The 24,708-nt window shown below is 45.8% G+C and carries 23 protein-coding genes; 14 read left to right on the forward strand and 9 right to left on the reverse strand.

Features of this window, described 5'->3' with window-relative positions; all coding sequences use genetic code 11:
• The first annotated feature begins 19 nt into the window (after nt 1-19).
• The 9 genes from J2T16_RS10795 to J2T16_RS10835 all read left to right on the forward strand — a co-directional run bounded on the left by J2T16_RS10795 (nt 20) and on the right by J2T16_RS10835 (nt 9,069).
• Nucleotides 20-871: a 3-hydroxyacyl-CoA dehydrogenase family protein gene (locus tag J2T16_RS10795; protein ID WP_090914987.1), complete on the forward strand. Its 852-nt coding sequence runs from the start codon at nt 20-22 to the stop codon at nt 869-871.
• A gap of 18 nt (nt 872-889) precedes the next feature.
• Nucleotides 890-1,939: an HAD-IIIC family phosphatase gene (locus tag J2T16_RS10800; protein ID WP_154887949.1), complete on the forward strand. Its 1,050-nt coding sequence runs from the start codon at nt 890-892 to the stop codon at nt 1,937-1,939.
• Nucleotides 1,940-1,954: 15 nt separating this feature from the next.
• Nucleotides 1,955-2,218, forward strand: a complete 264-nt coding sequence (locus tag J2T16_RS10805) for an acyl carrier protein (protein ID WP_090914983.1) — start codon at nt 1,955-1,957, stop codon at nt 2,216-2,218.
• Nucleotides 2,215-3,099, forward strand: coding sequence for a hypothetical protein (locus tag J2T16_RS10810; protein ID WP_186811628.1), 885 nt, complete (start codon nt 2,215-2,217; stop codon nt 3,097-3,099). The genes J2T16_RS10805 and J2T16_RS10810 overlap by 4 nt, the downstream gene beginning before the upstream one ends.
• Before the next feature lie 24 nt (nt 3,100-3,123).
• Nucleotides 3,124-3,888, forward strand: coding sequence for a thioesterase II family protein (locus J2T16_RS10815; RefSeq protein ID WP_341181142.1), 765 nt, complete (start codon nt 3,124-3,126; stop codon nt 3,886-3,888).
• A gap of 18 nt (nt 3,889-3,906) precedes the next feature.
• Nucleotides 3,907-6,240 carry an ABC transporter permease gene (locus J2T16_RS10820; RefSeq protein WP_341181141.1) on the forward strand — a complete coding sequence of 778 codons (2,334 nt, stop codon included), beginning with the start codon at nt 3,907-3,909 and terminating at the stop codon, nt 6,238-6,240.
• A 15-nt stretch (nt 6,241-6,255) separates the two neighbouring features.
• Nucleotides 6,256-7,023 (forward strand): ABC transporter ATP-binding protein, encoded by a 768-nt coding sequence (locus tag J2T16_RS10825; protein ID WP_090914977.1) that lies wholly within the window; start codon nt 6,256-6,258, stop codon nt 7,021-7,023.
• A gap of 61 nt (nt 7,024-7,084) precedes the next feature.
• Nucleotides 7,085-7,720, forward strand: a complete 636-nt coding sequence (locus J2T16_RS10830; protein ID WP_154983237.1) for a TetR/AcrR family transcriptional regulator — start codon at nt 7,085-7,087, stop codon at nt 7,718-7,720.
• 20 nt (nt 7,721-7,740) lie between these two features.
• The gene (locus tag J2T16_RS10835) at nt 7,741-9,069 is read left to right on the forward strand and encodes an MFS transporter (RefSeq protein ID WP_499018331.1); all 1,329 of its coding nucleotides are present in this window, start codon (nt 7,741-7,743) and stop codon (nt 9,067-9,069) included.
• 125 nt (nt 9,070-9,194) lie between these two features.
• Here J2T16_RS10835 and J2T16_RS10840 read toward each other — a convergent pair whose 3' ends face one another.
• The 3 genes from J2T16_RS10840 to J2T16_RS10850 all read right to left on the reverse strand — a co-directional run bounded on the left by J2T16_RS10840 (nt 9,195) and on the right by J2T16_RS10850 (nt 12,305).
• Nucleotides 9,195-10,019 (reverse strand): carbohydrate ABC transporter permease, encoded by an 825-nt coding sequence (locus tag J2T16_RS10840; protein ID WP_154983235.1) that lies wholly within the window; start codon nt 10,017-10,019, stop codon nt 9,195-9,197.
• A 1-nt stretch (nt 10,020) separates the two neighbouring features.
• Nucleotides 10,021-10,893, reverse strand: a complete 873-nt coding sequence (locus J2T16_RS10845) for a carbohydrate ABC transporter permease (RefSeq protein ID WP_154887959.1) — start codon at nt 10,891-10,893, stop codon at nt 10,021-10,023.
• A gap of 110 nt (nt 10,894-11,003) precedes the next feature.
• A complete protein-coding gene (locus J2T16_RS10850; RefSeq protein WP_339831715.1) occupies nt 11,004-12,305 on the reverse strand; it encodes an ABC transporter substrate-binding protein in 1,302 nt (433 codons plus the stop codon).
• 180 nt (nt 12,306-12,485) lie between these two features.
• Here J2T16_RS10850 and J2T16_RS10855 point away from each other — a divergent pair, with 180 nt between their 5' ends.
• Together J2T16_RS10855 and J2T16_RS10860 are read left to right on the forward strand one after the other, a co-directional pair.
• A complete protein-coding gene (locus tag J2T16_RS10855) occupies nt 12,486-14,375 on the forward strand; it encodes a cache domain-containing sensor histidine kinase (protein ID WP_339831712.1) in 1,890 nt (629 codons plus the stop codon).
• Between the two features lie 22 nt (nt 14,376-14,397).
• On the forward strand, nt 14,398-15,195 hold the full coding sequence (locus J2T16_RS10860) for a response regulator transcription factor (protein WP_499018332.1): 798 nt from the start codon (nt 14,398-14,400) through the stop codon (nt 15,193-15,195).
• A gap of 5 nt (nt 15,196-15,200) precedes the next feature.
• Here J2T16_RS10860 and J2T16_RS10865 read toward each other — a convergent pair whose 3' ends face one another.
• The 4 genes from J2T16_RS10865 to nirB all read right to left on the reverse strand — a co-directional run bounded on the left by J2T16_RS10865 (nt 15,201) and on the right by nirB (nt 19,739).
• On the reverse strand, nt 15,201-15,830 hold the full coding sequence (locus J2T16_RS10865) for a YfbR-like 5'-deoxynucleotidase (protein WP_090914967.1): 630 nt from the start codon (nt 15,828-15,830) through the stop codon (nt 15,201-15,203).
• A gap of 246 nt (nt 15,831-16,076) precedes the next feature.
• A complete protein-coding gene (locus J2T16_RS10870; RefSeq protein WP_145332246.1) occupies nt 16,077-16,859 on the reverse strand; it encodes a formate/nitrite transporter family protein in 783 nt (260 codons plus the stop codon).
• 60 nt (nt 16,860-16,919) lie between these two features.
• Nucleotides 16,920-17,246: a nitrite reductase small subunit NirD gene (gene nirD / locus J2T16_RS10875; RefSeq protein WP_221788896.1), complete on the reverse strand. Its 327-nt coding sequence runs from the start codon at nt 17,244-17,246 to the stop codon at nt 16,920-16,922.
• A gap of 63 nt (nt 17,247-17,309) precedes the next feature.
• Nucleotides 17,310-19,739: a nitrite reductase large subunit NirB gene (gene nirB, locus J2T16_RS10880; protein ID WP_090914960.1), complete on the reverse strand. Its 2,430-nt coding sequence runs from the start codon at nt 19,737-19,739 to the stop codon at nt 17,310-17,312.
• 272 nt (nt 19,740-20,011) lie between these two features.
• Here nirB and J2T16_RS10885 point away from each other — a divergent pair, with 272 nt between their 5' ends.
• Entirely contained in the window at nt 20,012-20,719 is a 708-nt protein-coding gene (locus tag J2T16_RS10885) for a metal-dependent hydrolase (protein ID WP_308722840.1), read from the forward strand.
• Between the two features lie 275 nt (nt 20,720-20,994).
• On the opposite strand, the gene J2T16_RS10890 is transcribed toward J2T16_RS10885, so the two are convergent.
• Both J2T16_RS10890 and J2T16_RS10895 read right to left on the reverse strand, forming a co-directional pair.
• A complete protein-coding gene (locus tag J2T16_RS10890) occupies nt 20,995-21,315 on the reverse strand; it encodes a hypothetical protein (protein WP_154887971.1) in 321 nt (106 codons plus the stop codon).
• A gap of 202 nt (nt 21,316-21,517) precedes the next feature.
• The gene (locus tag J2T16_RS10895; protein WP_499018334.1) at nt 21,518-22,591 is read right to left on the reverse strand and encodes a M42 family metallopeptidase; all 1,074 of its coding nucleotides are present in this window, start codon (nt 22,589-22,591) and stop codon (nt 21,518-21,520) included.
• Between the two features lie 649 nt (nt 22,592-23,240).
• Here J2T16_RS10895 and spoVAC point away from each other — a divergent pair.
• Entirely contained in the window at nt 23,241-23,693 is a 453-nt protein-coding gene (spoVAC, locus tag J2T16_RS10900) for a stage V sporulation protein AC (protein WP_090915634.1), read from the forward strand.
• Nucleotides 23,690-24,706 carry a stage V sporulation protein AD gene (gene spoVAD, locus J2T16_RS10905; protein ID WP_154887975.1) on the forward strand — a complete coding sequence of 339 codons (1,017 nt, stop codon included), beginning with the start codon at nt 23,690-23,692 and terminating at the stop codon, nt 24,704-24,706. The genes spoVAC and spoVAD overlap by 4 nt, the downstream gene beginning before the upstream one ends.
• The last annotated feature ends 2 nt before the right edge of the window (nt 24,707-24,708 follow it).

A 24,708-nucleotide genomic window follows, 5' to 3' on the forward strand; every position in this document is an offset into this window, starting at 1 on the left:
ATAGGAGGTGAGGTTAGGTATGCATAATCAGCTCATTGCAATCATTGGCGCAGGCGTTATGGGATGTGCTACAGCACTGGATGTTGCCAGAGCGGGGTATCGGGTCATTTTGCAGGATCATTCAGAGTCCGTGATCCTTCAGGCACCTGATGTCATACGTCGTGAATACCGTTCAGCCTGTTTCTTGAAACAAGGATACGGTGAGGTCCCGCTCGATATCATCATGGATCGAATTTCGTTCCAAATACAGGACGAAGGTGTGGAAGAGGCTAACGTCATTATTGAAAATGTGACCGAAAATATAGAGTCCAAAAAGGAAGTTTATGCGCGTTTGAGTCAAAAGGCCCGTCCAGATGCTCTTTACGCGTTGAACACAAGCTGTATTTCAGTAACCAAGCTGGCCTCCTTTTTACCTGATCCAAGACGCGCCATAGGTGTACATCTGATGAATCCGGTTCCGGTTAAATCGATGGTGGAGGTGATCAAAGGGCATCATACAACACCTGAGACAGAGCAAGAGATGGTAGCGTTTCTGGAGTCTCTCGGCAAAAATCCGGTCGTCATCGAGGATCTGCCGGGTTTTGTATCGAACCGACTCTCGCATTTGTTAATGAATGAAGCAGCCTTTATTGTGCAGGATGGTATCGCTACAGCTGAGCAGGTCGATGCCATTATGAAAAAGGGGTTTAGTTATCAGATGGGCCCGCTGGAAACAGCAGATCTGATCGGTCTCGATACCGTTGTGCATTCGCTTAAAGTGCTGTACGACAGTTATCAGGACCCCAAATTCCGCTGTTGTCCGCTATTGCAGAAAATGGTGGATGCTGGACACTGGGGACGCAAGACGGGGCAAGGGTTCTATGCCTATTAACGAAAGGGAGGCATGACCATGGAGAGGTTGAAGGATATCAAATGTGTCGTATGGGATCTGGATCACACGATCTGGGATGGAGTCTTACTTGAATCCGGAGATGTGAAGCTAAGGGCGCGCATAAAGGAGGTGATTGAACAATTAGACCGCCGCGGAATACTGCACTCCATTGCCAGTAAAAATGACGCAGAGCTGGCTTGGGCCAAACTTACCGAATTGGGCATTGCCGAGTATTTTTTATACCCCGAGATTCATTGGGATGCGAAGTCCATATCCATTCAGCGTATTCAGCAGAACATCAATATCGGAATGGATGCCATCTTGTTTGTGGACGACCAGCCTTTTGAACTGGAGGAAGTGAAAAGTGTACATGCGGATGTTCAGGTTCTTCATGCAGATCACTATGAGACGATGCTGAATGATCCGAGACTGATGCCTCGCTTTATTACAGCAGACTCTTCCCGCAGAAGACAGATGTATCAGGCAGATACACTTCGAAAGCAGGCGGAAGAACAGTATGAAGGTCCTTCGGAGAAGTTTCTGGCTTCACTTGGTATGAAGTTTACGATCTATGAAGCGACAGAGGATGATCTTCAGCGAGCGGAAGAACTCACGGTTCGTACCAATCAGTTGAATGCTACAGGGATCACTTACAGTTATGAGGAACTACATCAGTTGATGACTTCACAGGATTACTTGCTATTGGTGTGTGAACTTGAAGACAAGTACGGAACATATGGAAAGATCGGGCTCGCGCTTATTCATAAGCAGCCGGATATATGGAGACTGAACATGTTGCTGATGTCATGCCGCGTCATGTCAAGGGGGGCAGGAAGTGTATTGCTCACTTATATTATGCGTGAAGCGAGGCAACAGGGTAAGCAGATGCTTGCTGATTTCAGAGAAACCGGGAGAAACCGGATGATGAATATCAGCTATCGTTTTGCTGGTTTTACACAGCTGTCTGCAGATCCTGACGGAAAGATCGTCTTTTCGCATGATCTGAAGCAGGTTGTGGAGTTTCCGGACTATATTGAAGTTTGTGTGCCTGAAAGACAACATCAATAACAAGGGGGAAGAGCAGTGGATTATCGTCAGGAAATTCGAGAGTTTATTGGAAACAATCTTACCATGGAACATGAGGACGCTCAAATTAGCGACAACGACAACTATTTTGAAATGAGATTTGTCAACTCACTCTTTGCGATGCGTTTAGTGGATTTTGTAGAGCGCAGATTCCAGATTGAGATCGGAAATGATGATCTGGACTTGGCCAATTTCAGTACCATTAACCGTTTGCATGATCTCATTGAGAGAAAGCTTGCTGCCAAGGAGGTGGCACGATGATAACAGCCAATCAGTCATCTGTTCGTCCAGTGTCTAGCCCGGCAGCCAGTCCTTCCAATAAGTATATGTACCTGTTTCTGGCGATGTCCTTCGGTACTTGTTATGGTATTGCCAGCTTGTTCATGTTCTTTCCTGATTTTATTGTACCAATCACTGGTGAACTGCATCTGATGCATCCGTTAGCTATCGTTGCTCTGTACTCTCCTTCCATTGCCGGATTGATTACATGTTATTTAATGGGTGGCAAAGACGCGCTGAAAGGCATGTTCTTGAAGCTGGTTCCGCGAAAAAAAGATCTGTTCTGGATTCCTGTAATTATCGGTATTTCCATCGTATTTGCTTCATCGATGCATTTTGGCTCCCTGCTATTCGGCATACCGGTCCCCGATCTGACATATAGTGTACCGGAAATGATCTGGCTTGGCATTTTGAACTTGTTCAAGGAGACGGGGCTCATCGGCGGTTTATTTGGCTGGATTGGATTCTTACTTCCCTTCTTGCAAGGCAAGTTGAAAAACAATGTAACAAGTGGTCTGATTACAGGATTCCTGTTTGGACTATGGGTGCTTCCGGGTTATCTGATTTCATCTTTTGGCACCTCAACCACATACATATACTACGTGGTGCAGCTTATGGCGTTTATCGTATTTCAGAGCTACATCTTCAATGCTACCAGAGGTACGCTGTTATTTTACCTTTTGGCTTTCTGGCTTGTTGCTACAGGAAGTCAGATCGATCTGTATTACTTCAATCCGCAAGTACAGATCATGCAATTTTTCTTTTTCGTAACCTCGGCAATTATCATTCATATCGTCTTTAAACGCAAAAAAGTTGACACAACGCTCCAGACATTTCCTGCATATGTTCTAGACGCGAAATAAGCAATTAACGGTGGTGATGGAGTGATGGCAGAGACTTATCTTGAACGACTGCAGAAGGGCAGGGGGAACAGGCAGGTGATCTGTTTTCCTTATCTGGGTGGACACTCTCGGAGTTTTTATCCTTTAGTATCTCACCTTCCGGATACGGAAATATGGGCATTTACACCTCCCGGTCACGGGATGAATTCGGAAGAGCCTCTGGAACATATGCAACAACTTGTAGAGCTTTATACGAACGAACTGTTGCCTATAATTAAATCTGGCGCAACCTTGTTTGGGCACAGCTTGGGCGGAATTACAGCTTATTATGTTGCTCAGCGGTTACAACAGGAGCTTCCAGATGTAGCAAAGACATTGCGTCTTGTATTATCTGCCTGCAATACGCCTGCTGAATGTGGATTGAACCGTTATGACCAGATGTCTGATGAGCATCTGATTGATCACCTTTTTTCCTATGACGGTCTACCTAAAGAGCTCATCCACGAAAAAGAACTTTTGCAGTATTTCATGCCTGTAATTCGGGCAGATTTTCGCATGCTGGAATCCGCAGCGACACTTGAATGTCAGCCGCTTTCAGTGCCAGTGCTGTTTCTGTGGGGAGAACGGGACAATGCCGTTCCCCTTCAGTCAGCGCTCAAATGGGAACGATATTTTGATGTACCGATGAAGCTTCAGACCATTCGAGAGGGGACACATATGTTCATCATGCACCACCCTTCAACAGTGGCGCATTATCTGACAAGCTTTATGACTCCAGAAGTAGAACGACTGAACATAGTAGATAGATGAGAGGAGCCATGTTAGTTTATGCTGCTGAGAATGCTGAGAAACGACTTAATGAGGAAAAAAGGAATTACGGCTGCGCTGTTTATTTTTGTCCTGCTCGCTGCTTTGCTGGTATCTTCCGGTTCTCGAATGATCATGGAACTGACGAGTTCCATTCAGTATTTGTTCTCTGAATCGAAGACACCTCATTTTGTGCAAATGCACTCTGGAGATCTGGATCAGGCCAAAGTGAACACATGGGCTGAAGGAAATGCAATGGTTGAGCAACATCAGATTGTCGAGATGGTTAACATCAATGGAGCCAACCTTTATCTTGGTACAGAGTCCGAGAAAAATACCGTCATGGATATTGACTTTGTTACACAAAATCAGCAATTCGACTATTTACTGAATCTGAATAGTGAGATTATCCAAGTTCGTGATGGCGAGATTGCTGTACCTGTGTATTATTTACAGCAAAATAAATTAAATATCGGTGACCAGGTTCGGATCAATAATGGGGCTTTTGAGCGTTCATACACCATTGTTGATTTTGTGCGTGATGCACAGATGAATCCATCTGTTGTGCACTCGAAGCGTTTTATCGTAAGCCCGGATGATCTGGGGCAATTGAAGCAAGGGGTCGGAGAGATGGAATATCTCATTGAGTTCCGACTGCATGATCCTGCCAAAACAAGTGAGTTCACCCAAGCCTATCAAAATGCAGGGCTTCCTAACGCTGGCCCGGTGGTGACCTATGGTTTGTTCCAGATTCTCAATGGGATGACAGACGGAATTATTGCAGCCGTTATTATTTTGGTCAGTCTGGTGCTGATTCTGATTGCGATGCTGTGTATTCGTTTTACCATGCTTGCCACTATTGAGGAAGATTACCGCGAGATCAGCGTCATGAAAGCCATTGGTATCTCAGAGAAAGATATCAAGCGGCTCTATTTGGTCAAATATGTGTTTATGGCGGGTTTGGCTTCCATCTTGGGTTACATCGCTTCCCTCGGAGTGAACCAGCTTTTTGTATCTAATATTATGCTGTATATGGGGAAAGCACCGGCTACATTACTGCATTTCGCCGTGCCTCTACTCGCAGCAGGTTTGATTTTCACCATGGTTGTTCTATTCTGCCGCGCTGTGCTTCGTCGTTTTCGTTCGATCTCTGCTGTGGAGGCCCTTCGCACTGGAAGTTTGGGGGATACACAGATCGTTCGCAACCGTTTAAACCTGTCACGTAATCGCTGGTCTTCCGTGCCTGTTTTCCTTGGGTTAAAAGACGTGATGCAGCGTGTCAAAATGTTCCGTTTGTTATTATTCGTATTCATCGTCAGCTCATTTATTATGATCGTACCGCTTAACTTTTTGAACACACTTCAGGCTCCAAGCTTCATATCTTATATGGGTGTAGGGCAAAGTGATATTCGAATTGATCTTAGGCATACGAATGATGTAGAGCAGCGTTATGCTCGTTTGGTGAATCAAATTGAAAACGATGCAGATGTTCAAAAATATTCACCTCTCGTAACAAGCCAGTTCAAGATTCGTAATGCAGAAGGTAGCTACGATAATCTGAGCGTGGAGAGCGGAGATTTCAGTATATTTCCTTTGTCTTATCTAAGTGGAAATGCCCCAGCAACAGATCGTGAGATTGCTCTCTCGGATGCAAACAGCAATGATCTCAAACTTAAAACGGGGGATCAGCTGACCTTGCAAGTGGGCGGTCAAGACCAAGTGATGACGGTCAGCGGCATTTATCAGGATGTGACGAATGGCGGAAAAACAGCAAAGGCGCTTTTGCCATACAACAAAGATAGTGTGCTCTGGTATGTAGTCAGCTTGGATCTGAAAGACCGCGGTGTGATGGCTGCCAAAATTGCAACATACGAGAAAGATTTCTCGCCAGCGCGTGTAACGGATCTTCAAGGATACTTGAATCAAACGCTTGGTGGTACGATTCAGCAATTAAAGCTGGTGACCACACTTGCACTGGCCATCGGAGTATTCATTTCTATTTTGATTACCTCACTGTTCCTGCAGATGATGGTTGCCAAAGATAACAACGATATTGCTGTATTGCGAAGCATCGGCTTTGCGTTATCCAAGATCAAATTGAAGTATGTCGTCATGTCACTGGTCATCCTCATTGTAGGTGTAGCCGCAGGCACAATCTTATCCAATACACTGGGTCCAATGCTGGTGAGTGGCATTATGTCCTCTTTTGGTGCTTCAAAGATTGTATTTGTAATTGATCCGGTGCAGGCGTATGTACTCTGTCCATTGCTGCTGGCAGGAACGATCATTATTACAGCCTGGATCAGCATTCAGTCGATTCGGGAAACTAGCATTTCGAAAATGATAGTGGAATAGGGAGGCATAACGAAGATGACAACAATACTAGAAGCTAGAGATGTGAATAAATCCGTAGCGATTGGCGAGAATGAAGAACAGCGCATTCTGAAAGATATTAATCTGCAACTCAAAAAAGGAGAGTTTGTCTCCATTATGGGCCCATCCGGTTCGGGTAAATCGACCCTGCTCTATAACATCAGTGGCATGGATCAAATCAGTGCAGGCAGTGTGTTTTTCAACGGTAAACAAATATCGGCTTTCCCGGAGAAAGATTTGGCGAGTCTACGCTTGACCAAAATGGGTTTTATTTTCCAGAACATTCATCTGCTCAAAAATTTAAATCTGCTCGACAACATCATCCTTTCTGCTTATCTGGCCAAAAACAGCAACCGGGACACGATTAACAACCGTGCAATGTCATTAATGAAAAAAATGGGAATCGACGAACTGGCTGAGCATAACATTACCCAAGCTTCAGGGGGACAACTGCAACGGATTGCGATATGCCGGGCTTTGATCAACAATCCGGATATTTTGTTCGGAGATGAACCTACTGGAGCGCTGAATTCAAAATCAACACATGAGATCATGGACATTCTTGGCGATATTAATGCCACAGGAACAACGATTTTGCTCGTTACACATGATGTTAAAGTTGCAGCCCGCTCGGAACGAGTACTGTTTATGATGGACGGCAATCTGGTTGCAGACAAAAACATCGGAAAGTATGACCGGGACAAACAGGATTTGAAGGCGAGAGAAAGTCGGTTAGGACAATGGTTGACGGAAATGGGGTTCTAAACTTAGAGCTTCATGACTAGAATAGACCGACAGTCGGTCGAGAGGTAATGGAGGACAGAATATGAGATTGATGAAAAATCCGGAGGAACGCAGAAATGAAATTTTGGATGCAGCCGAAATTCTGTTCGTGACCAAAGGGTATACCAAAGCAACGATTATGGATATCCTCCAGGCTTGTGATATTGCCAAAGGCACATTCTATTACTACTTCCAGTCCAAAGAGGAGGTTATGCATGCCATCGTTATGCGTTTTATTATGAGCGGCGAAGCTGCGGCGAGGCGTGTCGTGGCAGATCCCGAGCTCAGCGCGCATGATAAAATTTTCCGCATCATTATGACCCAGAATCAGCCTGATGATCGCAAGCTTGGCGTGATCGAGCAACTGCACAGCGTGCAAAATGTAGAAATGCATCAAAAAAGTCTGGTTGAAACGGTTCTCCGTCTCAGTCCCATTCTGGCAGAAGTCGTGGAACAGGGCATTCAGGAGGGGGTATTTCATACCCCTGCTCCTCAGGAGAGCATTGAGTTTTTACTTGTTTCCTCGCAGTTTTTGCTGGATCAGGGCATTTTTCATTGGCAGGAAGAAGAATTTCAGAAGAAGGTTAGAGCTTTCAGTCAGATTATGGAACGGGTTCTGGGTGCTGAACATGGAAGTTTTGCCTATGTAACGGAATTATATTTCCCACATCAAGCTTAACAAGTAAAGGAGTCGTAACCATGGAACAAACTGCTCACAAATCATTTGGTAAATTTCTGATTGTCTGGTTTGGTCAATTGATCTCGATGATTGGTATCGGACTGACCGCGTTCTCTCTGGGGGTATATGCCTTCGAAAAAACAAATACGGCAACCAGCGTTGCGCTGATTACGCTATTTACGTTTTTGCCCAACATCTTGCTTCGCCCGATCGGAGGGGTGATGGCTGACCGATTTGACCGCCGTACGATGATGATTATTGGTGACCTTGGCTCTGCGGCTGGTCTGGTCTTTATTCTGTCGATCATGCTCACGGGTGATATCCAGTTATGGCATATCTATGTGGGTGTGGCGTTCAGCTCGGTGTTCTCGGCGCTGCAAAGTCCGGCATATAAAGCGTCAGCAACTGACTTGCTGGATAAGGATCAGTTCTCCAAGGGCAGTGGCCTAGTGCAACTTGCTGAATCTTCCAAGTTTTTATTTTCACCGATTATCGCAGGTATTCTGCTTAGCGTGACAACGATTGAAGTTATTATGATCATTAACATTGCGACGTTCCTGGTTGCCATTCTGGCCGTACTCGTTATTCGCAAGAGCATGAAGGTGGAGCGAGAGGAAAAGGACGATCGCAACTGGCTGACCGATATTCAGGAAGGCTGGAGAGAGGTTGTCACCAACAAAGGTGTGTTGCTACTCGTTATTATCATTTCTCTGGTTACCTTCTATCTCGGGTTCCTAGAGACACTCATTGGCCCAATGTTGCTCTCATTCACCGATGCCAAAACACTCGGAACGTTTCAGTCCGTTAGTGCGATCGGTATGCTGATCAGCAGCTTGTGCATCGGTATTTTCACCATGACGAAGAAATATGCGAGTGTGCTGGTTGCAGGTTTGGTCATGTGTGGTCTGGCGTTCTCCTTACTGGGTGTTTCGACGAACATTTACTTTATTATCTTTGCGGGTTTTCTGTTCCTGTCCTCCCTGCCATTTGTTAATATGAGTGCAGATGTATTGGTGCGGAACAATATTGCCAATGAAAAGCAGGGCAGAGTGTGGGGGATTATCGGTATCCTGTCCCAGCTTGGTTTCATTATCGCGTACAGTTTGGCTGGATTTCTGGCGGACCATGTGTTTAACCCACTGCTAGTGGAGGGGGGAGCGCTGGCATCCTCCGTGGGTCAGATCATCGGAACCGGACCTGGCAGAGGCATAGCGTTGCTGTTTATCATTGCGGGCCTGTTCGTTATTCTGATTGCGATTATCACGTCACGTTTGAAAATGATCAAATCACTGGAGCAGAGCAGTGATATCGCTTCACCTCCCGATGTGGGCGGTCTTGCGCATGATTAATACATTTATAGTGTTGTAGGAAGCAAGATAGCCCTCCGTCTGATCCGTGTATACCGTTCTTAACCTTAAACGGCGTACAGTTGGTTCAGACGAGGGCTTTTTTTGTATAAAAGCTACAATCCGGTCTAACCTTTCACTGCACCGGAAGTCAGACCTCCTACAATATACTTTTGCCCGATGAGGAATACGATCAGAACTGGCAGCGAGGTGAGTACGATATCGGCGCTGACTAGATTCCATTTGGCGCTGAATTGTCCGAAAAAATTGTAAACCGCCAGCGTCATTGGCCACATCTCTACGGTGTTCAGCATATAGAGCGGCGCCGTGAACTCATTCCAGACACTCAGAAAATTCAGAACAAATACGGTAACCAGCACCGAGGTTAACAAAGGTACAATGATTCGAAGAAACAGCTTGATTCCATTGCAACCATCCATAATTGCAGCTTCATCCAGCTCTTTCGGAATGTTGCCCACAAACGCATACGTGATGAACAGGGAGATGGGAATGCCCATCGCGGTATAGAGCAGAATCATGCCTGCGTGGGAGTTGATCATCCCGAGTGATTTCATCACTTCCATGAGCGGAATATAGTTTAGTGGCAGTGTGATGCCCAGAATCAGAAAAAAGTACAAAAACTTGCTCAGTTTCGAATGATTGCGGGATAACGTGAACGCAGAGAACGCCACGACAAACACCAGCAGCAGAGATGACACGCCCGAGTGCAGCAGACTGTTAAAAAAGGAACCTCCCAAGTGTCCTTGCTCATAGACGATTTTATAATTTTCAAACATAAATTTCTCGGGAAGCGTAAGCCTCAGTACCTTGGCTTCGGCGTCTGACTTGAATGAATTCAATAGGATAACGGCAAATGGAATCAGTACAACCAGACTTAATAGCCAGGCGAGTACATTTAACGTCAGAGACATGATTTTTTTTCGAAACCGCATATTAATATTCCACCTTTCGATTCATCAAACGAATGATGAAGAAAGAGATGATCGCCATGATGACAAAGAGAATGGTAGATAGCGCGCTCCCGAGCCCCCAGTATCCTTTGGCAAAAGATGAATAAACGGCCGTATTGATCACATCCGTAGCATTGCCCGGGCCCCCGTTTGTCAGAACGTATACCGCATCAAAGACACGCAGGCCATACGTAATATTGAGGACGGTGGCAATGGTGATGGTAGGCAGCAGCATAGGTATGGTAATACGGAACAGCTTTTGAATAAAGCCCGCACCATCGATGGATGCAGCTTCATAATAATCCCGTGGAATGGCGAGCAGTCCCGCGATAAAAAGCACCATGATATACCCCATGCCTTTCCACGTATCGACGGCCATAATCGATGGCATCGCCCAAGTGAGAGAGCCCAGCCAGTTCTGGGCGAGTGCATCCAAACCGATGGAACGCAGTGTAACATTAACGAACCCGTTGTTCGGATCAAGCAGGCTTTTGAACACCAGACCTACAATCAGGAAGGAGAGGACTTGGGGCGAAAAGATAATCATCCGATGCCAGTTGGCAGCTTTTACACCGCTGACCAGCAGCAGGGCAAGGAACAAGCCCAGAACGGTTTTGGCGAAGGAGGTAACCACCGTAAACAGCACTGTATTTTTAATGAAAAGCAGATAGGTCGGATCACCTGCCAGAATCGTGCGGAAATGCTCCAAACCAATAAAGTTTTTCTCCGAACTGTAGCTGTTCCAATCGGTGAAAGAATAATAGGTACCCAGCAGGGCAGGAGCAACGATGAACAACACATATAGTAAAATCGCTCCGGATGAGAAATACCAAGGGTAGATTTTGTTCGTATTCATAACCCGTAACACCAATCCTTCCTGCCAAACGGGAAGAAGCACCCCAGCGTTTGACCAATGGAGTAACTCCATTCCAGTTGTGCATTTGTTTCCGAAATAACCTTCGGCTGTTACTGCCACTTCTCATCCTTCAGCACTTTGGCTTGTTCGGCGCGGCGTTTATCAATATTTTGCAGAATCTGATCAGGGGTCATCGCTCCCGCAAACATGCCTGACAAGTCTTTACCGATATCCATCCACTGTGGATCGATATATTTTACGGCAGCCTGCATGACGGTGCCCTTCTCATGATTTTTCTCATAATCAATGTAGTCCTGTGTCAGCTTCGGTTCGATCTCGGGCCAGCAGATCGTCAGATTTCCTTCGCCTCCATCAAACACCTGTTGCAGATGTTCATGCTCGGTAATCCAGCGGAAAAACTTCAACACTTCTTCGGGATGTTTGCTGTTTTTGTTGCCAAACATGGCCGCTGAACCGCCGGGGTTCACACCAATCGTCTGATTGTCTCCCCAAGGCATCACGAAGAATCCCATATTATCTTTCATCGCCGGATAGGCTTCAGAGACTTCCTTTTCCGTGCCTGGAACACGCAGCAGCATTGCAGCTTTTTCCTGTCCAAATGCTTCAATGCCCGCTTCTACTGTATTGGATAAGAAGTCTTTGCCGAAATAGCCAAGATCAGCAAATTCTTTCAATTGCTCGATAACGGTCTTCAATTGGGTCAAGTCTGCGACCTTCATCTCATTATTGTTCAGCTTTTCATAGGTTCCTGCGGCCTTCTGCTCATAGTTCGGCCCGGTCTCGAACAACGGCAGCACCTGATACCAGCCGCTTGCTGGAGCTTGATAGAATGGAATAATATCTTTATCCTTAATTTTCTGGCTAATCGCTTTGAATTCGGCATAGGTCGTAGGAGGCTCAATACCTAGGTCAGCAAAGATACGTTTGTTATAGTACACATACCAGATTTTCGTAGGGGCAAAAGAAACCCCGTATACCTTGTCATTATGACTGACGGTAGGCAAGATCTCTTCTGACATCCGTCCCGTAAACTCCTCATTGGTCAGATCAATTGCATTTTCTTCTGGTCTGACATTGGCTGGCATGCTCAGCGGGTCTACATCTACATTGAAAATATCAGGAGCCTCACCGGAAGCCAGTTTTACCTTGATCAGATCACGCCACTGCGCGTCAGGAACCACCTGAAAATCAATTTTGACCCCGGTTTCCTGCTCGTATTCCTTCGCCATCGTCTGCATAATCCCCGTTCGTGGAATACCGGATTGGCTTGTGCCGAAGGTCAGTGTGACCTTGCCTGTGCCTTCCGCGTTTTTGTTCGAGTTGCAGCCAGCAAGCAGCAGGACAGAGAGAAGCAACATACTTGTCATTGAAAAAAGAAATCGTTTTCTCATTTTGAACCTCCCTAAAATTCAATCATTTATGCACTTGCCGAAACGCTTTATGTAAGCGTATTCTTATGTGGATAACTTTACTTTGAATAACGAGTAGGCTCAATAGACAAAAGCGTTCTTCGAGGTGGACATTTTCGAAGTCATCGAAGATACGCAGATGTTGATAATGAAGACGGGGGTATGGAATTGCGGTATCGATTCAGAACATTACAACAGAGTTTGTTTGCGTATTATTCAGCGGTATTTATTACGTTTTCCCTTATTGTGGCTGGCCTGTTATATGTGTATCTCACCAGTGATATTCGTCATCGAAGTGAAGAGCAGCAAAAACAATTGGGGTTGTCCATTGTTAGTCATCTGGATCAGGAAGTTGTGAAAATGAACAATTTCTCCATGAACATCGTATATTCCAATCTGGTCAAGGAGCATTTCAGTCATTACTTGTCTCCGGCAGAGGGGGTTGAACGAACGATGACAAGTGACCCCTCGCTGTATAAGGACACGACTACACTCATTGATGTCATTATGGCGATTATTAGCAGCTCCAATACGGCCAAACAGGCTAACATTTACGATGTGAATGGAAAGATGCTGGGGGCGGGAGTATTCAACGGACAGCTTCCGGTAGATCTGAAGCAGCGCCCCTGGTATAAGGAAACCTGGGAACGGAGTGGCTGGCGTGTCATTCGTCTGTTACAAGGTGGTGCATTGCCCATGCCCACCGGGGAAGGGAGAACGGATCAACCTTATATCTCGCTTACACGGGTTTACAAGGATGGCAATTACGTCAGTCAGGGTGTCGTTGAAATTTTGCAGCTTGCCGAAGACCTATTCCAGTATTTGCACGAACTGCAAGCAGGTAATAAGGAACTTCGAGTTTATGTGCTGGATGAGCAGGATACCTTGTTGTACCCGCTTCCTTCAGCCACGATAGATGCTGATTCCTCTTCAGCTGGCTATTCGGAAGATATGAAACTGATTCAACATCGTACATCTCCGCCTGAAACGATGCAGGAAGTCACCCATTCGCCTACGGGGTCAAGGCAGATGATGACGTATATGACATCGCAGGAAACCGGATGGACTGTTGTTGTCATGCAGTCCAAGCAGTCCCTTTTCGCCAATCTGAACCGGATGGCATTGATCTTTGCAGGTGCTACGCTAGCAACCCTGTTGATTATTTTGATGTTTTCGTATCTGATCTCGAAAAGGGTTACTCTGCCGCTTCATCGGTTGCAGCGCATTATCCAGAAAACAGGTGAAAACGACCTGATGTCAGGTCAGGAGGCTGGTCAGTTGTTATTCAAGCTGGACCATCCTGCGTCCATCCGGGAATTGGCAGAGCTGAATGATACCTTCATCCGGTTGAATCAGCAGCTTGTGCAGTCTTTTCAAGACCAGATGGCCATCAAATCCCGGGAAACAGAGGCGAGGTTGCTGGCATTGCAGTCACAGATGAACCCGCATTTTCTATACAACAACATTACCAATATAAGCATCATGGCGGAGGAGGGCATGAATAAACAGATCGTGGTGTTCTGCGATCATATCGCTTCTATGCTTCGTTACATCTCTACTTCTGGTAAAAACGGCGTCCCGTTATCTCACGAACTTGAGTATTGTGAACGGTATCTTGAATGTATGAAAATTCGCTTTGAGGATGATTTGCACTACGAGTTCTCGATCCCTGATGAGATGAAAGATATCCGGGTTCCGATGTTGATCATTCAGCCTTTGCTCGAAAATACGATGAAATACGGTTTGAGTGATACACTGCCATGGAAATTGCATATCACAGGTGAATTGCATATCGATCAGGAGAGCTGGCAGATTCACGTTGAAGATAATGGCCCAGGCATGGAGCCTGAAACGCTCGCACAACTTGTGCATTATATCGATGAATCTCAGGAATGGGATCAAATGCCTCAGCTTGAGATTAACGGGATGGGACTCAAAAATATCTGGGCTCGCTTGAAGTTGTGGTATGGTCCGGCAGCCAGGATGTGTATCGAAAACAAATCTACCGGCGGTGTCAGCATTCGTATAAGAGGTTCCATTCGAAAGGAGTAGGGTCGAACGTATGAATATAATGATGAAATACAGAACCATAATTGTAGAGGATGAGGCTTTAATTCGTCGTAATGTGTCACGAAAGTTCAAAGAGCTGAATACACGGTTTGAAGTCATCGGGGAGGCGAGAAATGGTCAGGAGGCGTTGCAACTTATCGAACAGAGTGTACCTGATCTGGTCATTACCGACATTCAGATGCCCGTGATGAACGGGCTTGAACTAGCAAAATATCTTTATTTTGCTTACCCGCATGTTAAAATTGTTATCCTTAGCGGGTATCATGAGTTCGAATATGCACGGCAGGCGATCCATTATAAAGTCGAAGATTATTTACTTAAACCGTTGTCGGAAGAACAGCTTCGTGCGCTGCTGGATGCGATGGAGCTGAAGCTTGGAAGCGCTGTGGATTCACTGTCACATGTAAGTGTCGTGCTGGAGGATCAGGTGAAAACGGAAGATATTGCAGCGTCAGTTAAGCTCTATCTCAAACAAAACTACATGCATGAGATTACATTGCAGGATATGGCAGCACAGATGCATTTCAGCGTAGACTATCTGGGGAAATGTTTTAAAAAGGTAACAGGGGAGACACCATTGAAATACTTGACGGGTCTGAGACTAAACGAGGCAAAACGTCTGCTTGCAGCGTATGAGCATATGGATATCAAGACCATTGGCGGAGCGGTAGGGTATGCGGATTCACATTATTTTAGCAGGATTTTCAAAAACAAAACGGGCCTGTATCCGAGCGAGTATCGGCAACAGTGGGAGGAACAAAAAAAGCTCTGTCCATGGATCAAGACAATCCCGATGGGCTGAGCTGATTATTGGGATAATGCTTCTTCCGTAATTTTGCGGATATCAAACGGGGAACGGTTACCTTCTTCAATGATGTCAGGCAGAATGTGATTGAGGAAATAACGAACACAGTGGAGGTCAATATTTTTGATCTTGATCAATGCGTAGCGGTACATGACAATGAATTCTTTTTCCGTATTGCCACGTTGTAGCTCTGCAAATGCTTCATACACTTGATCCATTTTATCAGCTACTTCAAGGATAAGCCCTTCAACGGAGTTGTCTTTACCTTCGCGCAGTTGTCTGCGGAAAATATCTTGAAACTCAGGTGGGATATTCTCATTAATAAAATGGGATACCATGCCTTCTTCCACCTGTTGCAACATGGAACGAAGCTCCAGCGAGTAGTGTTTAACCGGTGTTTTGATATCACCAATGAAAATTTCGCCATAATCATGGCTACTGGTGATCTCGTATAGCTTCTTCCAATCGATACTTACACCTTGCTGTTCTTCGATATCGGCGAGTGTTTTGGCGTATTGTACGACTTTCCAGGAGTGAGCAGATACACAATGTTCTTCGAATTTGAATTTGCCAGGGGTACGAATGATACGTTCAAGATCGTTCAGTGATCGGAAGTACGTATGGATTCCCATAAATGTGATCATCCTTTGCTAGTTTGGGTGGTCGATACACCGACTATACTGTGGTTATGTTAACCGAAGATTAACGATCTATACACCCTATGTAAATTTGTAAAAGGAAGATCAAAAAGCCATGTGGGATGCTGAATCAGATTCAGTATCTCACATGGCTTTGAGTATATGTGAAAGTAAGGATATCTTGTATTCATGAAACTATTGATAGTAATACTATCAGGAACATAGTCTGCAGGAGGTGTATTATGCTTTTTTGCGTACCGGTGAAGTGTACCAGTAGGCCATACCAACAAACAGGGCGCCGCCGATGATGTTACCAAGTGTGACCGGAATCATATTGTGGAACCAACCAGCCAGCGAGATCGTATCCGGGTGGTTAGGCAACAGCCACGCCAGGGACAGGAGGGTCATGTTGGCTACACTGTGCTCATAACCGCTTGCGATAAAGGCATACAGACACCACCAGATGAGAACCAGTTTGGCGATATCTTCTTTGGAGCGGGCAGACATCCAGATGGCTAGACATACGAGCCAGTTACAGAGAATGCCGCGGAAGAAAAGCTCAGTTACTGGAGCACTCATTTTTTTGGCAGAAACAACGAACAGAAGATGCTCCGGGGTGGCTGCTTTGAACAGACCGCTCCCTACAATCAGCAGGCTGAGCAGGACGGCACCGATCAAGTTGCCGAGAAAAACAAGTCCCCAGTTTTTTAGCGTATCATTCACTGTGGTTCGTCCGGCGAGTGTGCTCATCGTAAAAAACATGTTGTTCCCTGTGAACAGTTCTGACCCGGCAAAGATCACCAGCGTCAGGGCGAGTCCGAAGGACATGCCCATCAGCATCGTTTGCAGTGGTGAGTGTGCGGCAAGCAGCGGAGCCCCGATACTAAAAATCAGGATAATGCCGAGCCCCACATATGCGCCTGCCATTAAGGCAGCGACCATGTAACGTGGCAAACTTGCATTCATCTGATCTCTCTTTTTGACGGCAGCTTCAATAATTCCTTCAACACTTGGTGTATACATCACGGTTTCCCCCATTAGTCAACATCAATCGCAATCCCCATTGTTACGGTAGAGCAGAGGTTATACAGCAATCCAGACCTGGTCATTCTCTACCTTGACCGGATACATCTGCACTTGACCGTTGTCTGGTGCTTGCACCTGACCTGTTGTCAAATCAATTTTCCAGTCGTACAGCGGATCATAGAGATAGTGTCCAGAGACAATGCCTTCCGCCAGCGGCCCACCCTTAGGGTGGGGGTTATGGTTGTCAGCAGCAAAGATGGTGCCATCCGAAGCACGGAATACCGCAAGCTGCAGATCTTCGATCTCGACAACTCTGCCAATGCGTGGCAGAAATTCATTTATAGCTCCAGCCGGGAAATACGTGCCTGTTTGTTTGGTTGTCATCGTAAACCACTCCTTTTGTATCAATTTGTTTCTCTATTTGAATCCCATATAATCTAATTTGGTTTATGGGCGAGCCGTAACTTCAATGCTATGGAACATTTTGCTTTGGCCTTCTTCATCACGAATCGCTTTTTGCCATGGTTCTTCCACCTGTGCAAGGGCAAACTCGATCCGTTCCATCAACGCTTTACGTTCCTCAACGTTATCCACAACAACCGAGCGGATGTGCTCCAGACCCATACGTTCTACCCATTCGGAAGTACGCTCCAGATAGTTACCTGTCTCGCGGTAGTACTGCATGATAGCTCCGCACAATTCGATCAGTTCATCATCGGTTTTGACTTTGCACAGCGAGTCAGCGAGCCTTGCTTTGATTCCGCCGTTACCACCGATGAAGATTTCCCAGCCGCCGTCATTGCCGACGATCCCGATATCCTTCGTACATGCTTCTGCACAGTTCCGAGGACAGCCGTTCACGGCATATTTGAATTTGGCTGGCAGATCGAGACGTTCAAATTTACGTTCGATTCTCGCACCCATGGCCATCGAATCCTGTGTGCCGAAGCGGCAGAATTGGGAGCCAACACATGTTTTAACCGTACGAAGCGATTTCGCGTAAGCGTAACCCGAAGGCATATCCAGCTCAGCCCATACTTTAGTCAAATCTTCTTTTTTGACGCCGATGAGATCAAGACGCTGACCGCCTGTCACTTTAACCGCTTTGATATCATATTTAACCGAAACGTCAGCGATCTTTTTCAGATCGGCTGGTGTCGTTACCCCGCCGTACATCCGAGGTACAACGGTGTATGTTCCGTCTTTTTGAATATTGGCGTTCATACGTTCGTTAACAAACCGGGATTCTTTTTCATCTTCGTGTGTGTCCGGATAAATCATGCCCAGATAGTAGTTGATGGCCGGACGACACTTCGAGCAGCCCTCAGGCTGGCTCCAACCAAGTACATTCATGACTTCCTTGCTCGTTTGCAAGCCTTTTTCCCGGATTTCAGCTACAATCTCATCCCGTCCGAGAGTTGTACAGCTGCAGATTCCCTGTTTGCCACCGGCAGTGAAATTATCTCCAAGCACGTATTGTAAAATCTGTTCAACCACTGGTTTGCATCCTCCGCAAGAGCGGGTTGCACCTGTGCAGGCTTTAATCTCGTCAACTGTAGTTAGACCCTGATTGGTGATGACATCCACGATGGCGCCTTTGGTTACGCCGTTACATCCACAAACGATCTCATCCACCGGCATCGTTTCAACAGACGTCGTTTTTTTATGACCGCCGCAACCTGTACCCATAAGGGAACTGTACAATTCATCTGTCATTTCAGTCTGGTTTTTGATCAGTTTCTGCAGTTCAGCGGAATCCGTAATGTCACCAAAGAGTACAGCACCTACCATTTTGTTGTCACGAAGCAGGATTTTTTTGTACGTTCGTTTCCAGTCGTCTTTTTGCGAAATTACGTTATGTTCCGGGCTATCAATGAATTCGCCAGTAGAGAAGACGTCTACACCCGAAATTTTCAATTTGGTGGATACAACCGAGCCTTCATACGGAGCTGTTTCGACTCCGCAAATATGTTTCGCAAGAATCATTCCTTGTTCAAACAGTGGCGCCACAAGTCCGTAACACACACCGCGATGTTCATTACATTCTCCGACAGAGTAAACGTCTTTCAGTGAAGTCTGCATGTAGTCATCCACGATGATACCTCGGTTGACTTCGATCCCACTCTCCCGAGCTACCGCTATATTCGGTTTAATACCAACCGCCATGACCACAAAATCAACATTCAGCACAGATTCGTCGGCAAAACGAATACCTTCAACCCGTTCACCACCCAGTAGTTCGGAAGTTTGAGCGCCCATTTTGAACTTGATTCCCTGACGTTCCAGTTCAGCTTTCAACATGGCAGAAGCCTGAGGATCGAGCTGGCGTTCCATCAGATCATCCATAAGATGCACAACAGTAACGTCCATACCGAGTTGCACAAGTCCCTTTGCAGCTTCCAGGCCTAGCAGTCCGCCCCCGATGACAGCTGCTTTTTTGTATGCTTTTGCAGCTTCCAGCATGATATTGCAATCGGCGATATCGCGGAAACCAACGACACCCTGCTTGTCATGTCCGGGTACAGGGAGGATGAAAGAATTTGACCCTGTTGCAATGATAATTTTGTCATACGGAGCACGGTGTCCATCTTCGGTTACTACTTCACGAGTCTCGGCATCAATGCGGGCAACCGTGGTTCCTGTGTGAAGCGTAATGCCGTAGTCCTCGTACCAGTGGAGATCATTAAGGACAATGTCATCCAGCGTTTTACTACCTTCAAGTACGTAGGACAACATAATACGATTGTAGTTAGGATAAGGTTCTGTACCAAAAACCGTAATATCAAAGCGTGAAGTTAATTTTAGAATTTGTTCCACCGTGCTGATTCCGGCCATACCATTACCGATGACGACTAATTTTTCTTTATTTCCGTTCATGTGTGTAGCCCTCCCTTGGATAAACCTGTACATTTACCAACATTTTTAATGGCTTATATTTGAATTATACATCGACTAACTCAATCATAATGTGATTTATTTCACTAATTACGATAGAACATTCATATTAAAATAAGTGTGATGACCGTCACGAAAACAAAAATATTTTTAGAAATGAGAAATACGAACTATTGTTCTTATTTTTGGTTCGAGGTATGATCATAGTGGGGTCGGTTACGTTCCCTATTTTCTCGAAAGGACGTTTTTGCATCATGATGGGAAGATCCCACCTGATTATCGGTACAGGCGTTTCACTTTCAGTGTTGCAACTCCTTGGAATGCAGGTTACTGCTCCGGCTGTAACCGTTGCACTAATAGGATCGTTGTTGCCAGATATTGATGAGCCTAATTCATTGCTGGTATCGAAAGCATTGCCGAGCAGTTTGATTCGACTGTTGCAGACGATTCTTTTGCCTGCGGCTGTGTTTGTGTATTTTTACGTTCCGGCCAAACCGTGGAATCTGCTACTTGCTGTATTCATTGGGCTTGTGTCGTTCCTGCCTTCGCGATCACTGCGTAAAGTATTGATGTTTGCCATTGGACTGGGCTTGGTCTTTTATGGTCATGCTTTTGCTCCGTGGAATCTGATTGCAGGCAGCCTGCTTATGCTGTGCACGACACTTACACACAGGGGCTTAACCCATACCTTGTATGGAACAGCTGTTTGGACGGGGTTACTGTACAGTACAACGCAGCAGCAAGGCCCAGAAATTTGGGTCGCTGGAGGTTCCGCTTATGCTCTTCATCTGCTTGCCGATTCCTTGACGAATCGGGGGATTCGTCCATTGCCGCCATTAAAACTGCGTATTCGGGCAAATCTGATGAGTACGGGAACCAAACATGGAGCAGTTGTAGAAAATGTCTGTGTAATCCTGACACTGATTTTGGCATGGTTTGCATTCTCGCCTTTATTTCTGTAGTACAACCACAAACGCCAGCCCATTATTTATGGACTGGCGTTCTGAAATCAAGAGCTTAACTTGAGTAGTCGCTATGTTGACACGTCTCGAAATCGCTGTTGTTTGATTACACATCAAGAACAAGCAAGTTAGACTTTAGTAGGTGTACCGCTAAGTGTATCGATATCTGTAGAACCAAAGGCTAGTAAAACAACAAGAATAAGTACAATTAGCATTTCGGCAAAACCGACTCCATCAAACTCAGACATCACAGCCACCTCTTTTCATGCTTGCATTTAGGAATTTATACGCTGCTGAAAAGCCTGAATGACATCGTTCAGGGTCATATCTCGGCCCGTTTCATCCAAAAATTGTACTAGTTTATCTGAATTAGAGGGTTCAATCTTTTGGAGTGTTTTATACTGGCCCACTAATTCTACAACTAATGTGGCTTCTCTAAACAGCGTGACCGCATCCACTCTTAATTTCCCGCTAACCAATAACGCGGCAACAATCAATTCAAGTTTTTTACCTTTTAAATTGCCACTCAGAAGGGTATTTGCGGCATTAGTTTTTCTGGAACCTTTATTTGATTTTCCGTTCCTTCCCATTGCCATACAAAGTTCCCCCGCTGTTTGATGTATTGGTTCTTCATCTTTAGTTAACTAACCTTCCATTATCATATCTTATGTATCTCGTGCTCAACATGTTCAAACGATCCATATATTTATGTGACAATTAAAAAAAGAGATACCCCAAAAAAGATTCAATGAGGTATCCCTATAGTTTAAAGCTTTAAATCGTTGAATTATGCCTATATCAAGCGTTATTAATAATGGTTTCCATCGTTGAACGATCGAGACCTTTCACGAGCTTCACAATTAATTCTTTAGCCGCATCGTAATCATCCGTATGAATAATGGAAGAAGAGGTGTGAATATATCGGCTACAGATGCCAATTACGGTGGAAGGTACACCAATACCGCTCAAGTGAACCTGACCCGCGTCCGTCCCGCCCGGCGAGATGAAGTATTGTGTCTTGATCTTATTGGAAGCAGCAGTGTCCTTAACATACTCAACCATTCCACGATGCGTGAACATCCCTGGGTCGAAGATACGGAGCAATGCGCCCTGACCGATATGACCAAAGGACTGTTTGTCACCCGTCATGTCGTTCGCCGCACTACAGTCCAGAGCAAAGAAAATGTCCGGCTGAATGAGATTGGCTGCTGTACGTGCTCCGCGAAGTCCCAATTCTTCCTGAACCGTTGCACCGGAATAGAGGATATTCGGTAGCTTTTCTTTATGCAGTTCTTCTATCAGTTCAAGCGCTAGACCAACACCATAACGGTTATCCCAAGCTTTGGCCATAATTTTCTTAGGGTTAGCCATCGGTGTGAATTCACAAATCGGTACGATCTGCATTCCCGGATGAATCCCCCACGATTCTGCCTCCGCACGATCATCTGCGCCAATATCCAGATACATTGAATTCAAGTCTACGGGCTTGCTGCGCTGGGATTCATCCAGCAAGTGGGTAGGTGTAGAGCCGACAACGCCTGTAATCCGGCGCTCAGGAGTAATAATCTGAAGACGCTGTGAAAGCACAGCTTGACTCCACCATCCACCGAGCGGACGGAATTTGATCATACCTGTTTCCGTTATGCCTGTTGTCATGAAGCCAACTTCATCAAAATGTCCGGCCACCATGACTTTAGGGCCAGATTCATCTCCGCGCAGAACACCAAAGAGACTTCCCAGGCGATCCTGTACAAATTCATCGGTATATGCGGACAATTGCTCTTTCATCCAGCCGCGCAGTTCACGTTCGAAGCCGGAGGCGGAAGGGAATTCCGTTAATGTGCGAAACATGTCCAACGTTTTTTCATTCATGTGTTAACAACTCCTCTGTTGATATGTATATCAGGTCACAGTAAAACGGTTGCTGGCCTGGTGTCCTTTTTTTCGTACAAAGGACTCGTTATTAACCACTGGTCACATTATAGTATGAACCTTGCACAAGTGAATGTCCATGTTTATGTTACGTTTTTAAGGCATGATTTTGCGTGTTTAGTCTGGATTTTCCGTTTTTCTGTCCGCTGTTGTCTCAATCTTAGAGTTGCCTTCATGCATATGATTATAAAAGGGAGCCATATTCTTTGTAATCAGGCTGTCCTGTTAAACGACGTTTTAAGCGTAGGAAGGAGCCGGGATACAAGATGAAGCCTCCTGAAGAAGGAAATGAGAAGGTGCTGTTCATTGTACTCTTTATTTTACTCGTCATCATTCTTCTTTATTTATAGACCAAACAGGTTGTGAACTACAACTAAGCGGCGTGATTTATATAACTTCCCCATCTCTTTCATTTTGGAAACATCTGCTGTTTCTCGCCGGATACATAACCTTCCCGATAATAACAAACAATGTATAGAAGTGCTCCACAATCGCCATTCAGCTATAACTGCAAACCATTCACATAAAGGAGGTCCTGTGCTTGCCAGAACAATCTGCAACTGGAAAGAAGAAAACTTCATCGTTGTCGATGGATGAGAAGGAATATAAAAAAGTCGCCAAAAAACATGAACCTTCACGCCCAATTTTCAAAAATTGTATCAAAGCTTTTCTGGTGGGGGGAACCGTCTGTTTGATTGGACAAGCGATCCAGGAAGCGTTTATGGCTGGGTTGGACATGACATCTAAGGAGGCTTCCAGTCCTACTGTCGCGGTCATGATCCTGATCTCCGTGATTCTGACCTGTCTTGGTGTGTACGACAAAATTGCGCAGTGGGCGGGAGCGGGTACGGGTGTACCGGTGACGGGATTCGCGAATTCCATGTGTTCTGCTGCCTTGGAGCATCGTGCGGAGGGTCTGGTGCTCGGTGTTGGAGCAAATATGTTCAAGCTTGCCGGTTCCGTCATTGTTTTTGGGGTCGTTGCAGCTTTCATCATTGGAATTGTATATGCCTTTTTGGGCTTCGGAGGTGGACATCTATGAAAAGGCTGGGCCGCCAGACCTGGGAGTATGAACATCAGCCGCGAATTATAGGCAGAGCTACCGTTGTAGGCCCAGATGAAGGTAAGGGGCCGTTATCTTCTGATTTTGATTACATTTATGATAACCTTGAGATCGGTGAGAAAACGTGGGAAAAAGCAGAGCGTAAATTGCTGGAAAAAGCCTCTCAGCTCGCATTGGTGAACGCCAATATTACGAAGGAAGAACTGCATTATTTTGTCGGCGGGGATCTGATGAACCAGATTATCAGCAGTTCATTTTCGGCAAGGCAATTGGGTGCACCCTATCTTGGTGTATTTGGAGCCTGCTCAACCTCAATGGAGACGTTAGCCCTTGCGTCCATGATTGTCGATTCCGGTGCCGGCGATTACGTACTCGCTGGAACGGTGAGTCATAACTGTACGGTGGAAAAACAGTTTCGATATCCGACGGAGTATGGTTCCCAGAAACCGCCGTATGCACAGTACACCGTCACGGGTTCTGGCTGTGGTGTTGTTTCCCGCACAGGACAAGGCCCATATGTAGCAAAAGCCACGATTGGCCGGATTATGGATCTTGGTATCAAAGATCCTTTTAATATGGGTGCAGCGATGGCACCGGCAGCCGCCGATACGATTATTTCTCATTTTAGAGATACCGGGCTGGAGCCAGGATACTATGATCTCATCGTTACAGGTGATCTGGCTTCCGTCGGTTTGCCTATAACGAAGGAACTTTTGCATAAAGAAGGGATTCCGATGGAGCAGACTGTTTTTAACGATTGCGGACTCATGATCTATGATCGGGAGAATCAGCCTCAAGTCGTTGCCGGAGGAAGCGGCTGCGGGTGTTCTGCTACAGTTACTTATGGTCACATCCTGAACCGGATGCATAAAGGGGATCTGAAGCGTGTGCTTGTAGTTGCAACAGGAGCGCTCCTGTCTCCACTCTCATACCAGCAGGGTGAAAGCATTCCTTGTATAGCACATGCTGTCGCAATTGAACAGGAGGGGTAAGA

Origin of the sequence: Paenibacillus intestini, from assembly GCF_030803945.1 — a bacterium.
In the GTDB taxonomy this organism is placed as follows: domain Bacteria; phylum Bacillota; class Bacilli; order Paenibacillales; family Paenibacillaceae; genus Paenibacillus; species Paenibacillus polysaccharolyticus.